Source organism: Tsukamurella sp. II2bb, assembly GCF_057815145.1.
In genome coordinates, this window is record NZ_JBYPZI010000004.1 from 1 (window position 1) to 13,317 (window position 13,317).

Annotated in this window: 11 protein-coding genes and 2 rRNA genes; 11 read left to right on the forward strand and 2 right to left on the reverse strand. The window is 69.9% G+C overall.

The window, feature by feature from the left end; genetic code table 11:
• From AC21LY_RS10705 to AC21LY_RS10720, 4 genes are all read left to right on the forward strand, one after another.
• Positions 1-1,383 (forward strand): 23S ribosomal RNA (locus tag AC21LY_RS10705); the annotation flags it as partial.
• 150 nt (positions 1,384-1,533) lie between these two features.
• Positions 1,534-1,650: ribosomal RNA gene (rrf, locus tag AC21LY_RS10710) — 5S ribosomal RNA — on the forward strand.
• Between the two features lie 177 nt (positions 1,651-1,827).
• Positions 1,828-2,523: an endonuclease NucS gene (nucS, locus tag AC21LY_RS10715; protein ID WP_489046456.1), complete on the forward strand. Its 696-nt coding sequence runs from the start codon at positions 1,828-1,830 to the stop codon at positions 2,521-2,523.
• Positions 2,523-2,816, forward strand: coding sequence for a hypothetical protein (locus AC21LY_RS10720; RefSeq protein WP_489046457.1), 294 nt, complete (start codon positions 2,523-2,525; stop codon positions 2,814-2,816). The genes nucS and AC21LY_RS10720 overlap by 1 nt, the downstream gene beginning before the upstream one ends.
• Here AC21LY_RS10720 and AC21LY_RS10725 read toward each other — a convergent pair whose 3' ends face one another.
• Both AC21LY_RS10725 and mce read right to left on the reverse strand, forming a co-directional pair.
• Complete coding sequence (locus AC21LY_RS10725; RefSeq protein ID WP_489046458.1) at positions 2,817-3,947, reverse strand: hypothetical protein; 1,131 nt, start codon at positions 3,945-3,947, stop codon at positions 2,817-2,819.
• Positions 3,948-4,022: 75 nt separating this feature from the next.
• Positions 4,023-4,526 (reverse strand): methylmalonyl-CoA epimerase, encoded by a 504-nt coding sequence (gene mce / locus AC21LY_RS10730; RefSeq protein WP_489046459.1) that lies wholly within the window; start codon positions 4,524-4,526, stop codon positions 4,023-4,025.
• 52 nt (positions 4,527-4,578) lie between these two features.
• Here mce and AC21LY_RS10735 point away from each other — a divergent pair, with 52 nt between their 5' ends.
• From AC21LY_RS10735 to AC21LY_RS10765, 7 genes are all read left to right on the forward strand, one after another.
• Positions 4,579-5,805 (forward strand): acetyl-CoA C-acetyltransferase, encoded by a 1,227-nt coding sequence (locus AC21LY_RS10735; RefSeq protein WP_489046460.1) that lies wholly within the window; start codon positions 4,579-4,581, stop codon positions 5,803-5,805.
• 8 nt (positions 5,806-5,813) lie between these two features.
• Positions 5,814-6,173: a DUF3817 domain-containing protein gene (locus tag AC21LY_RS10740; RefSeq protein ID WP_489046461.1), complete on the forward strand. Its 360-nt coding sequence runs from the start codon at positions 5,814-5,816 to the stop codon at positions 6,171-6,173.
• 68 nt (positions 6,174-6,241) lie between these two features.
• Positions 6,242-9,187: an alpha/beta fold hydrolase gene (locus AC21LY_RS10745; RefSeq protein WP_489046462.1), complete on the forward strand. Its 2,946-nt coding sequence runs from the start codon at positions 6,242-6,244 to the stop codon at positions 9,185-9,187.
• Between the two features lie 57 nt (positions 9,188-9,244).
• Positions 9,245-10,222 (forward strand): tetratricopeptide repeat protein, encoded by a 978-nt coding sequence (locus AC21LY_RS10750; RefSeq protein ID WP_489046463.1) that lies wholly within the window; start codon positions 9,245-9,247, stop codon positions 10,220-10,222.
• A 56-nt stretch (positions 10,223-10,278) separates the two neighbouring features.
• Positions 10,279-11,535 carry an ABC transporter substrate-binding protein gene (locus AC21LY_RS10755; RefSeq protein WP_489046464.1) on the forward strand — a complete coding sequence of 419 codons (1,257 nt, stop codon included), beginning with the start codon at positions 10,279-10,281 and terminating at the stop codon, positions 11,533-11,535.
• Complete coding sequence (locus AC21LY_RS10760) at positions 11,535-12,476, forward strand: carbohydrate ABC transporter permease (protein ID WP_489046465.1); 942 nt, start codon at positions 11,535-11,537, stop codon at positions 12,474-12,476. Before AC21LY_RS10755 ends, AC21LY_RS10760 begins: the two co-directional genes overlap by 1 nt.
• Complete coding sequence (locus AC21LY_RS10765) at positions 12,473-13,297, forward strand: carbohydrate ABC transporter permease (protein ID WP_489046466.1); 825 nt, start codon at positions 12,473-12,475, stop codon at positions 13,295-13,297. Before AC21LY_RS10760 ends, AC21LY_RS10765 begins: the two co-directional genes overlap by 4 nt.
• Positions 13,298-13,317: the final 20 nt, after the last annotated feature.

The following is a 13,317-nucleotide window of genomic DNA, read 5'->3' on the forward strand; positions in this document are numbered from 1 at the left end:
TGAGAGGTGATGCGTAGCCGTTGCGGTGAATTCCATGATCCTATGCTGCCGAGAAAAGCCTCTAGCGAGATCTGATGTGGCCCGTACCCCAAACCAACACAGGTGGTCAGGTAGAGAATACCAAGGAGATCGAGAGAACTGTGGTTAAGGAACTCGGCAAAATGCCCCCGTAACTTCGGGAGAAGGGGGACCTCGCATGGTGACCGGACTTGCTCCGTGAGCTGTGGGGGGTCGCAGAGACCAGAGAGAAGCGACTGTTTACTAAAAACACAGGTCCATGCGAAGTCGTAAGACGATGTATATGGACTGACGCCTGCCCGGTGCTGGAAGGTTAAGAGGACCGGTTAGCCGTAAGGCGAAGCTGAGAATTTAAGCCCCAGTAAACGGCGGTGGTAACTATAACCATCCTAAGGTAGCGAAATTCCTTGTCGGGTAAGTTCCGACCTGCACGAATGGCGTAACGACTTCTCTGCTGTCTCAACCACAGACTCGGCGAAATTGCAGTACGAGTAAAGATGCTCGTTACGCGCGGCAGGACGAAAAGACCCCGGGACCTTCACTATAGCTTGGTATTGGTGTTCGGTTCGGTTTGTGTAGGATAGGTGGGAGACTGTGAAGTGGGCACGCCAGTGTTCGTGGAGTCGTTGTTGAAATACCACTCTGATCGTATTGGATACCTTAACCTCGGACCATGATCTGGTTCAGGGACAGTGCCTGGTGGGTAGTTTAACTGGGGCGGTTGCCTCCCAAAATGTAACGGAGGCGCCCAAAGGTTCCCTCAGCCTGGTTGGCAATCAGGTGTTGAGTGCAAGTGCACAAGGGAGCTTGACTGTGAGACTGACAGGTCGAGCAGGGACGAAAGTCGGGACTAGTGATCCGGCACCGGCAAGTGGAAGCGGTGTCGCTCAACGGATAAAAGGTACCCCGGGGATAACAGGCTGATCTTCCCCAAGAGTCCATATCGACGGGATGGTTTGGCACCTCGATGTCGGCTCGTCGCATCCTGGGGCTGGAGTAGGTCCCAAGGGTTGGGCTGTTCGCCCATTAAAGCGGCACGCGAGCTGGGTTTAGAACGTCGTGAGACAGTTCGGTCTCTATCCGCCGCGCGCGTTAGAAACTTGAGGAAGGCTGTCCCTAGTACGAGAGGACCGGGACGGACGAACCTCTGGTGTGCCAGTTGTTCCACCAGGAGCACGGCTGGTTGGCTACGTTCGGAAGGGATAACCGCTGAAAGCATCTAAGCGGGAAGCCTGTTCCAAGATTAGGTTTCTCACCACCTTGAGTGGGTAAGACCCCCTACAGACTATGGGGTTGATAGGCCAGAACTGGAAGCGCAGTAATGCGTGTAGGTGACTGGTACTAATCGGTCGAGGGCTTACCACACACATAACATTCGCCAAAACGAACACCCCAAGCAGGGTGTTTGCGCAACGAACAAGCGTGTAACATACTACAGAAACCAGCTTGCTGCTGGTTCGCGTCCACTATGCAATGTCTGAGACAACACACCACTGTGTGGTTGTTTCGCAGTGTTACGGCGGCCATAGCGGAGGGGAAACGCCCGGCTCCATTCCGAACCCGGAAGCTAAGCCCTCCAGCGCCGATGGTACTGCACTCGTGAGGGTGTGGGAGAGTAGGACACCGCCGGACTACAATTAGATACAGGATGAAGGCCCCCGAGGCCGGTGAGCACACACAGAGTGTGCTCCCGGCACGGGGGCCTTCTCTGTATCCGGGTACAGGCAAACACCCGTCGCACCGCCCAGCCACCGAGCCCGGCAGCCGGCCCGGCCGGCACCGTCGAACCGGTGCCGTAAGGTGGAGTGCGTGCGTGTCGTGATTGCCGAATGCCAGGTCGACTACGTGGGCCGGCTGACCGCCCATCTCCCCATGGCCCGGCGCCTCATCCTGGTGAAGGCCGACGGTTCCGTCAGCATCCACGCGGATGACCGTGCCTACAAGCCCCTGAACTGGATGAGCCCGCCGTGCTGGCTCGAGACGGCACCGTCGGAGAGCGAGACCGAGGGGCTCCCCGAAGGGCATCAGTTGTGGATCGTTCGCAACAAGACCGACGAGCAGCTCCGGATCCTCATCGGCGAGGTCGAACACGACAGCAGCCACGACCTGGGCGTCGACCCGGGCCTCGTCAAGGACGGCGTGGAGGCGCATCTGCAGGAGCTCCTAGCGGAACACACCCACACGTTCGGGGAGGGCTTCACGCTCATCCGGCGCGAGTACATGACGGCCATCGGCCCCGTCGACCTGCTCTGCCGGGACGCGGACGGCGGCACCGTCGCGGTGGAGGTCAAGCGCCGCGCCGAGATCGACGGCGTCGAGCAGCTCACCCGCTACCTCGAGCTCCTGAACCGGGATCCGCTGATCGCGCCCGTGACGGGCATCCTCGCGGCCCAGCAGGTCAAGCCCCAGGCCCGTACCCTCGCCGAGGACCGGGGCATCCGGTGCGTCACCGTCGACTACGACGTGCTGCGCGGCACCGAAGACACGTCGTACAAACTCTTCTGATGGGCCGCAGGCCCGTCTCCCGGAAACGCGCGGCGGCGCGGGACGGGCACCGTCCGCTCAGCGCCGGGGGCTTCGGCTCTCGCGTGGAGTTGGGCGACGGGGCCTTCCAGGTGCGCACCGTCACGGGCGCGGGCGCGGTGAAGGACTACCGCTGCCCCGGTTGCCACCAGGTGATCCCGTCGGGAACGGCGCACAAGGTGGTGTGGCCCTCCGCGGAGAGCGGCGGCGTGGCCGACCGGCGACACTGGCACAGCGGATGCTGGGCGCGGGAGGCCGGCCGGCGGGCGCGGTGACTACCGCTTGACGGTCTCGATCGCGACGGTGTCCTGCGTCGCGGTGGTGTCCTCGGGCGGCGTCGAGGAGGGAGCGGGGCGGCCGGGCCCCGTCGTGATGGCGACGGTGTCGGCGGAGGCGAAGTCGTTCGAGCCCAGGACCTGTTCGGCCCGCTGCGCGGCGGTCGGGCCGTCGTCGGTGAGGTGCTCGGCCCGGGGCGCGGGAGCGGAGGTGTACGGCGCCGGATCGATGCGCTTGTCGACGACCTCGGACTCGTCGTCGCCGGTCGCGAGCGCCTCCGGCACCAGCGAGAGCTGGCGGCGGACCGTCTCGAGCTGATCCAGGATGGATGCACGCAGGGCCTGCATGTCCTCGGTGATCCGCCGGGCGTTCGCCACCTGGGTCGCGATGCGGGTGTTCGTGTCCTCGAGCTTCTGCTCTGCGGTGGCGTTCGCGGTGTTGAGCGTCTGCTCCGCCCGCTCGTTCGCCGAATCGATGCGCTCGCGCGCCTCGTTCTTCGATGCCTCTTCGAGCTCGGTGATGGTGCGGATCGCCTTGTCGCGCCGCATCGACATCGCCATGTCGAAGTCGTTCTGGACCCGCTCGCGGTTGTCCGCGGCCGACTGGGCGAGCCTGTCCGCCTCGGCCTGAGCCTCCGCCCGGATCCGCTCGGCCTCCTCGTGCGCCTGCGTCATCGTCTTCTCGTGCTCGCGCTCCATGGCCTCCCGACGGGCGGCCATGTCGGCGCGGAGCCGGTCGGCCTCCCGACGGGTCGCCTCCGCCTCCTGGCGCGCCAGGGAGCGCATCTCGGCGGACTCGCTCTCGGCGGCCGCCCGGATCTCCGAGGCCTCGTCCGATGCGAGCCGCATCATGCGGGCGATCCGGTCGCTCATGCCCTCCGCGCTGGTGGGCGGGACGCTCAGGCGGTCGACCTCGCGGCGCAGGTTGTCGATCTCGTCCTGCGCCTCGTCGAGCAGGTCCGTCAGCTCACGGGCGTGCGCGGATGCCGCATCGCGGTCCGCGGCGAGAACTCGCAGTTCGGCCTGGTACCGGTGGAACTGCGCGCTGACCTGCTCCCGGTCGTACCCGCGCAGGACCACCGCGAACGGTGCGGGCGCCGGGCCACCCGATACGTTGTCCGAATTCGCCATGCTCCGATGGTACGTGGATAGTCCGGGTGGGCGGCGTCAGCTCTGGTACAAGGTCCGATTCGGGAGCCGTGCCGGTCAGGAGGCGGGTTCGACCAGTTCGACCAGGATGCCGCCGGCGTCCTTCGGGTGCAGGAAGTTGATCCGCGATCCCGCGGTGCCGCTGCGCGGGGCGTCGTAGAGCAGGCGCACGCCCTGCTCCCGCAGGTGCTCCGTGACGGCCTCGAGGTCGGAGACCCGGTAGGCGAGCTGCTGCATGCCCGGGCCGTTGCGGTCGAGGAACTTCGCGATGGTCGACTCGGGGGTCAGGGGCGCGAGCACCTGCAGCTGGGCCGCGCTCGACGGTGCGCCGCCGCCGGCCAGGAGCGAGGCGGGGGAGAGCATGCCCTCGCGGACGCCCTGCGCCTCGTTGATCTCCTCGTGGGTGCACACCATGCCGAGGACGCGGGCGTACCAGTCAAGGGCCGCATCGAAATCGGACACTGCGACACCCACGTGGTCGATGCCCAGCAGGTATTCGGCGGGGACCGCGTGCGCGGACGGGGCGGTGTGCTCGGCGGGAAGCGATTGGCTCTCTGTCATACCTCGAATGTAGCTTTGAGGTGGAAGACCCATGCCCACGAGGAGGAACTAAGTGGCTCCGTCCGCATCTCATCAGGATCCCAGTAACGATCCGACGGTCATCGTCGCCGGCGCTCGGACGCCCTTCGGCAAGCTGCTCGGCTCGCTCAAGTCGCTGTCCGGTACGGACCTGGGCGCGGTCGCCATCCGCGGCGCGCTGGAGAAGAGCGGAGTGGACCCGCAGGCGATCGACTACGTGATCATGGGCCAGGTGCTCACCGCCGGTGCCGGGCAGATGCCCGCCCGCCAGGCCGCGATCGCGGGTGGCGTCCCGTGGGATGTGCCCACTCTCACGATCAACAAGATGTGCCTGTCGGGCATCAACGCCATCGCCCTCGCGGATCAGCTGATCCGCGCCGGTGAGTACGAGGTCGTCGTCGCCGGCGGCCAGGAGTCGATGACGCAGGCGCCGCACATCCTCAAGGGCAGCCGCGAGGGCCACAAGTACGGCAGCGTCGAGATGCTCGACCACACCGCCTACGACGGGCTGCACGACGTCTTCACCGACCAGCCCATGGGCGGCCTCACCGAGCAGCTCAACACCACCGACACGGTCACCTACTCCCGCGAGGAGCAGGACGCCTTCGCCGCGGCCTCGCACCGCAAGGCCGCCGAGGCGTGGGCCGCCGGCAAGTTCGCCGACGAGGTCGTCCCCGTCGAGATCCCGCAGCGCCGCGGCGAGCCGATCCGCGTCACGGAGGACGAGGGCGTCCGCGGCGACACCACCGCCGAGTCCCTCGCCAAGCTGCGCCCGGCCTTCGCCAAGGACGGCAGCATCACCGCCGGCAACGCCTCGCAGCTCACCGACGGTGCCGTCGCCGTCGTCGTGATGCGCAAGAGCAAGGCCCAGGAGCTGGGCCTGGACTACCTCGCCGAGATCGGCGCGCACGGCGTCGTCGCCGGCCCGGACTCCTCGTTGCAGCACCAGCCCTCCAACGCCATTAAGAAGGCCTGCGAGAAGCAGGGCATCACGCCCGCCGACCTCGACCTGCTCGAGATCAACGAGGCCTTCGCGGCCGTCGGCCTCGCCTCCACCGCGGACCTCGGTGTCGACGCCGAGAAGGTCAACGTCGACGGTGGCGCGATCGCCATCGGTCACCCGCTCGGCGCGTCCGGCGCCCGCATCGTCCTGCACCTCGCCCTCGAGCTCGCCCGTCGCGGCGGCGGCATCGGCGCCGCCGGCCTGTGCGGCGCGGGCGGCCAGGGCGACGCGCTGATCATCACCGTCCCCGGGAAGTAGAGAAGAGCATGAACGAATCCCTCGCGTCCAAGATCGTCACCGCCTTCAAGGTCGTCGCCTTCGTCGAGGCGCTCACCTGGGTGTGGCTGCTGATCGGCATGTACGGCAAGTGGGTCGGCGGAGACGTCACCGCGGTCCGGGTGCCGGGCATGACCCACGGCATCGTCTTCATCGCGCTGGTCGTCCTCACGCTCGCGGTGGCGCGGGTGCGCGCCTGGGACGTCAAGACCGTGGTCCTCGGCTTGGCCGCCTCGGTGCTGCCGTTCTGCTCGGTGGTCTTCGAGGTCTGGGCGCAGCGCGCGGGCAAGCTCGACGCGCCGGCGGTCGCGGCGCGCGCGGACGAGCCGGCCGACGCGATCGGCGGTTAATCCGGCATGGCGCCCCGCCTACAGGTACGTTGATGCGCTGACCGGCGCGAAGGAGAGGTGGGGCACACATGGTGGACATCCTGGGCGGGCTGCCCGGCGGGAGGACGCTCGAGGCGTCGGTGAACCGCCTGGCCGCGACCGCGCGCAACGGATTCGAGGTGCTCACCCAGGGCGGCCTCGAGACCGGCGCGAAACCGTCGCAGTTCACCGTGGTCGAGCGCTCGCCGATGTACCGGCTGCGTCGCTACTTCGCGGACGCGGCGCCGCCCCCGGCGCAGGACGAGCGCCCGGTGATCCTGCTGGTGCCGCCCATGATGGTCGATGCGAACGTCTTCGACGTCACGCAGAACAACGGCGCCGTCTCGGTGCTGCACCGGGCGGGCCTCGACCCGTGGGTGATCGACTTCGGCGCGCCCGACCGCGAGGAGGGCGGCCTCGAACGCAACCTCGCGGACCACGTCGTGGCCATCTCCAAGGCGATCGATCAGGTGGCGGCGCTGCGCGGGCGCGACGTGCACATCGGCGGGTACTCGCAGGGCGGCATGTTCTGCTACCAGGTGGCGGCGTACCGGCAGTCCCGGTCGATCGCGAGTGTGGTGACCTTCGGCAGCCCCGTCGACATCTCCGCCGGCCTGCCCCTCGGCGCGCCGCCCGCCCTGGTCAACAAGGGCGCCGAGTTCGTGGCCGACCACGTCTTCAACCGCTTCTATCTACCGAGCTGGATGGTGCAGCGCGGGTTCGAGATGCTAAACCCGGTCAAGGCGGTGCGCTCGCGGCTCGATTTCGTGCGCCAGTTGCACGACCGGGACGCGCTGCTACCCCGGGAGGACCAGCGCCGGTTCCTCGAGGCCGACGGCTGGGTGGCCTACGCCGGCCCCGCGGTGGCCGACCTGCTCAAGCAGTTCGTGGTGCACAACCGCATGCTCACCGGAGGTTTCGCGATCGATGGTGACGCGGTCTCGCTCGCGTCGATCACCAGCCCGGTCCTGGCCTTCGTCGGCCTCTCCGACCAGATCGGCCGGCCCAGCGCGGTGCGCGGCATCCTGCAGGCCGCCCCCAAGGCGACGGTCTACGAGGCGCAGGTCTCGGCCGGGCACTTCGGTCTCGTGGTCGGCAGCAAGGCCGGCAGCGTCACCTATCCGACGGTCTCGCAGTGGATCCACTGGCTCGAGGGGAGCGGCGAGCGGCCCGAGAACGTCGACGAGATGCAGCCCGACGACGGCCGCGGGGTCGGCGTCAACCCGCTGGTCGCGGGGCTGGGCGGGATCGCGACGGTCGGCTTCGTCGCCGCCCGTGACGTCCTCGACGCGGCGTCGGGCGCCGCGGCCGGCGCCTCCGCCGTGGCCCGTGAGGTCACCCGCGGCCTGCCCAAGTTGGCCCGTCTCGGTCAACTGCAGGCGCACACCCGCGTCTCGCTGGGCAAGCTGCTCGCGGAGCAGGCGGCGAGCGATCCGCACGGGGAGCTGTTCCTCTACGAGGACCGGGTGCACACCAAACAGGCGGTCAACGAGCGCATCGACCGCGTGGTCAGCGGCCTGATCCAGGTCGGGGTGCGGCAGGGCGAGCACGTCGGCGTGCTGATGCACACCCGCCCGTCCGCGCTGGTCGCGATGGCCGCGCTGTCCCGGCTCGGCGCGGTCGCGGTCCTGCTGCCGCCGGGCACCGACTACGCGGCGGCTCTGCGCCTGGGGGAGGCCACGGCGATCGTCACCGACCCCGAGCACGCCCGGGACGCGGTGGCCGTCGCGGAGCGCGTCTTCGTCGTCGGCGGTGGTGACCGCCGCGACCGGCCGGGTGCCGCTCGGCAGGACCTCGGCGCGGAACTGGTCGACCTCGAGCAGGTCGACCCCGACAACGTGCGGATCCCCCGCTGGTACCGGCCCGATGCCGGTCTGGGCCGGGACCTGGCGTTCGTGATGTTCTCCGAGGTGGGCGGGCGGCTTCGGGCCAAGCGCGTGACGAACGGCCGGTGGGCCCTGTCGGCCTTCGGTACCGCGTCGGCGGCGCGGCTCTCGCAGAGCGACACCGTGTACTGCCTGACCCCGCTGAGCCACAGCTCCGGCCTGATGACGAGCCTGGGCGGTGCGCTCGCAGGCGGCTCGCGCATCGCGCTGACCCGCGATTTCGACCCGGACCGGTTCATGGCCGAGGTGCAGCGCTACGGGGTGACCGTGGTCTGCTACACGTGGAATCTCATGCGGGCCGTGCTCGACGCCCCCGGCCTCGAGATCCCCCGCTACCACCCGGTGCGTGCCTTCATCGGCTCCGGCATGTCGGCGGAGCTCGCCCAGCGCGTGGGGGAGGCCTTCGACGCGCAGGTCATCGAGTTCTACGCCTCGACCGAGGGGGAGATCGTGCTCGCCAAGGTGCGCGGCGGCAAGCCGGGCGCGAAGGGCCGGCGGCTGCCGGGCACGGCCGAGGTCGCGCTGGTGGACTACTACGTCGACACCGGCCGGTTCGTCGAGGACGGCGACGGCTTCCTGCAGGAGGTCGCACAGGGCGAGGTCGGCGTGCTCATCGGCCGCGCCGACCCGGACGTGACCCACCTCGACGTGCTCCTGAGGGGCGTCTTCCGGCCGGGCGATGCGTGGTTCTCGACGGGGCACCTCTTCCGCCGCGACGAGGACGGCGACTTCTGGCTGGTCGACGACGTCCGGACGGTCGCGCTCACGGATCGCGGCCCCGTCTACTCGATCCCCGTCGCGGACGTGCTCGAGCAGCTCGGACAGGTGGAGCAGGCCGTCGTCTACCAGGTACCCGCTGACGAGCCCGGAGGTGCGCCGCGCGTGGTCGCCGCCGTCACCCTGCGGGGCGACGCGGAACTGACGGCGGACGACATCACCGACGCCTTCGCCGGCCGGCACGGCCAGTACCCGGACGCGGTGCACGTCGTCGACGACGTACCGCTCACCAGCTGGTACCGGCCGCGACGGCGCGCGCTCGCGGCGGCGGGCATGCCGGAGCCGGGCCCGGCGTCGTGGCGTTTCGATCCGGAGCAGCAGCGCTTCCACTGATCCGCCACCGGTGGTCGCCGCGGGCGGCGGCCGGAACGGGCGTGTCAAGATGGAGGGGTGACGACACCTCGAGGCGCATCCAGGCAGGCACAGGAACAGGCGCTGCGCACCGCCGCGGCGATGGCGGGCGCGGTCGATCTCTCGGGCCTCAAGGCCCGCGCGGAGGCGAAGGCCGCGCAGCAGGCGCGCCCGGCACCGTCGGGCGAGGCCGGGGCGGCGGGCGGCGCGCCCGGCCCCGGGGTCGTGGACGTGACGGATCAGAGCTTCCCCGTCGAGGTCATCGACCGATCCGCCGACCAGCTCGTCGTTGTGCTGCTGGCGGCGTCGTACAGCGAGCAGTCGCAGGCGATGTCCGCGGTGCTGGAGAAGCTCGCCGCCGCCGACGGTGGGCGGTGGACGCTGGCGCGAGTGGATGTCGACGGTGCGCCGGGCGTTGCCCAGGCCTTCGGGGCGAAGTCGGTGCCGATGGTGATCGCGGTCGCCGGCGGCCGCGCGGTCACCGCCTTCGCCGGTGCCCAGCCGGAGCCGGCGGCGCGGCAGTGGCTCGACGATGTGCTCGCCCAGCTCCCGCCTGAGTTCGGTGGCGGCGGTGCGGCGGCCGGGGCACCGTCGGACCCGCGGCGGGAGGCGGCCGAGCAGCTCGCGGGTGAGGGGGACTACGAGGGCGCCCGCGCGGCCTACGAGGCGATTCTGCACGCGAACCCGGGCGATGCCGAGGCCGCCGCCGCGGTCAAGCAGATGGCCTTCTTCGCCCGCGCGACGAAGGCGGAGCCGGGTGCGATCGAGCGGGCGGACGCCGCCCGGGGCGCGACGGGACCGGAGGCGGTGGAGCTCGCGCTCGCCGCGGCCGACGAGGAACTCCTGGCCGGGACGCCCGCACGGGCCTTCGAGAGACTGATCACCACGATTCGAACCTCCTTCGGCGACGACCGCACCGCGCTGCGCACCCGCCTGATCGAGCTGTTCGACCTGTTCGACCCGGCTGACCCCGCCGTGGTTCAGGCGCGCCGCGACCTCGCCGCCGCACTGTTCTGAGGCGGGCCCGTCCGGCCCGGACCGCGTCGGCGCCCCGGGTTTGCGATACTGAGCCGGTGTCCGATCATGGTGTCTCCCGGCGGGCGTTGCTGGCGGGCCTGGGCGGCCTGGGCATCGCGGGCACGCTCGCGGCGTGCGGCGACAACACCGGACGCGGCGGCAGGGGCGGGGACCTGCGTGCCTGGTACCACCAGTACGGCGAGCAGGGCGCCTCCGAGGCGCTCGCCCGCTATGCAGCCCAGTATCCCGGCCACGGTGTGCGGGTGGACTCCTTCCCGGGCGACTTCGACCAGAAGATCTCCTCCGCGCTGGTCAGCGGTGACGGGCCCGACGTCTTCGAGTTCGCGAACGGCCCGACGATCGACATGATCGAAGCGGGTCAAGTCGCCGATCTCACCGACCTGCTGGGCGACGCGCGGTCCGACTTCACCCCGGCGCTGCTCGACCGGATGACCCACGACGGCCGGGTGTACGGGATCCCACAGGTCACGGACATGCAGTTGCTGGTCTACCGGCGTTCGCTGCTGGAGCAGGCCGGGGTCGTGCCGCCCCGCACCCTCGACGAACTGGTCTCGGCCGCGCAGGTGCTCTCGCGGGGCACGATGAAGGGCCTGTTCCTGGGCAACAGCGGCGGCGCCGATGTCCTCGGCGGCGTCCTGCTGTGGTCCGCGGGCCACGACTATCTGACGCCGGACCGCCGGCCGGGCTTCGTCGACGAGGAGGTCGCGGCGGGGCTGCGCGTCATGCGTGGGCTGTTCACGTCGGGCGATCTGCTGCTGGGCGCCCCCCAGGACTGGTCCGACCCGGGTGCCTTCATCGCGGGCCAGACCGCGATGCAGTGGACGGGGCTGTGGGCCCTGCCGGCGATCCGGGCGGCGCTGGGCGACGACGTCGGCGTGCGGCCCTTCCCGGCCATCGGCCGCAACGGTGGTACGAGCGTCCCGTTCGGTGCCTACGGCGCGGCGGTCAACGCGGCGGGCGACGTGGACCGGGCGAAGAAGTTCGTGCAGTGGCTGTGGGTGCAGCGCACCGACCTGCAGCTCGACTGGGCGCAGAGCTACGGGCTGCACGTCCCCGCGCGCCGGTCGCTGATCCCGCAGGCCACGAAGCTCGCGACCGGCCTGTACAACGAGGCCGCCGATCTGGTGAACACCGTCGGGCATCCGCAGAGCCCGCTGCTGTGGACCCCGCGCAGCGCCACCGCCTACCGCGACGCGCTGGACCGGGTGATCCGGGCCGGTGCGGATCCGATGACGGAGCTGAGGGCCGTCGCAGCGGTGGTCGAGAAGGAACTCGAGCGGTTCCCGAACTGATGTCCGTCCTCTCGGATCGGCCCGCCCGGACCCGTGCGTCCGTGCGGGATTCCCCGCACCTGTGGTTCTGGGTGATGACGGGGCCCTTCCTGGCCGGACTCGGGCTCTTCGTCGTCGTGCCGATCGGCTGGAGCGTGTGGCTCAGCCTGTTCGACGCCCACAACACGGTCACCCCGACGGACTTCGTGGGGCTCGACAACTATCGGGACATGCTGGGGGATCCCGCGTTCCGGTCGAGTCTGCTCACCTTCGTGGTCTTCGCCGCGATCGTGGTGCCGCTGACCTTCGCCGGCTCGCTGGCCCTGGCGGTCCTGGTGAACGGGGTCCGGCGCTTGCAGCCCTTCTTCCGGTCGGTCTTCTTCCTGCCGGTGGCGTGCAGTTACGTCGCGGCGTCCTTGATCTGGCGGGGCGCGATCTTCCCCGGCGTGCCGACGGGGGTGGCCAACGCGGCGCTCCGCGGGGTGGGCGCCGAGCCGATCGCCTGGCTGTCGGTGGTCGATCCGCCCTGGTACTGGCTCGTCCTGGTGACGCTGCGTCTGTGGTTGCAGCTCGGCTTCTACATGATCCTGTTCCTCGCGGCGCTGCAGCGCGTGCCCCGGGAGCTCTACGAGGCGGCGGCTCTCGACGGCGCGTCCGCGTGGACGGTCTTCGCGCGGATCACCTTTCCACAGCTCCGGGCGGTCTCGGTGGCGGTGCTGCTGTTGGCGACGGTGAACGCCTTCCAGGCCTTCGACGAGTTCTACGGGGTGATGGCCACGGCGCAGGGCTATCCGCCGTACGCCCGTCCGCCGCTGGTCTACCTGTACTACGTGGCGGTCGGCAACGGCCAGGACTTCGGGCACGGCGGCGCGGGCGGGGTGCTCCTGACGGTGCTGATCGGGCTCGTCGCGCTCGCTCAGGGGCGGCTCACGGGCGCCCTCCGCCGGAGGGAGTCGCGGTGAGCGGCGCGGCGGCGGTGCGCGCGGGCCGGTACCTGCTGCTGGCGGGGCTGACGGTGCTCTTCCTGCTGCCCGGGTACCTCCTCGTGCGGGGCGCGATCGGCACGTCGTTGGACGTCGCGACGGGGGACTGGCTGCCCCGCGCGCCGGGCGGCGACGCCTTCCGGCGGATCTTCTCCGACGATGCCCGGCCGCTCGGCCGGGCCCTGCTCACGTCGACGACGGTGGCTGTCCTGCAGACCGCGGGGACGATCGCCGTCGCTCTGCCCGCCGGCTATGCCTTCGCCCGCATCCGGGTGGCGTACGCGGGCCGGGTCTTCGCGCTGGTGCTCGCGACGCTGCTGGTCCCCGCGGCCGTGACCTTCGTCCCGACCTTCGTCATGGTCTCGACGCTGGGCTGGGTCTCCTCGCTGCGCGGGCTGGTGATTCCCGGCCTGTTCCAGGCGACGGCGGTCTTCCTGTTCCGGCAGCACTTCCTCGGCTTCCCCCGGGAACTGGAGGAGGCCGCCCTGCTCGACGGTGCCGGGCCGGGCCGGATCTTCGCCGCGGTGGCGCTGCCGGGGGCGGGCCCGGTGACGGCCGCCGTCGCGACGATCACCTTCGTCGGGAGCTGGAACGCCTTCCTGTGGCCGCTCGTGATCGCGCAGGATCCGCAGTCCTGGACGGTGCAGCTGGTGCTGTCGAGCTACGTCACGGCCCAGTCGGTGGACGTGCCCGCGATGTTCGCGGCCGCGGTCGTGTCCATCGCACCGCTCCTGGCGTTCTTCCTGGTGGCGCAGCGGTGGATCGCCGCGGGCGTGGAGCGGACCGGCATCTCCGGCTGAGCGTCCGGGCGCCACCGGTC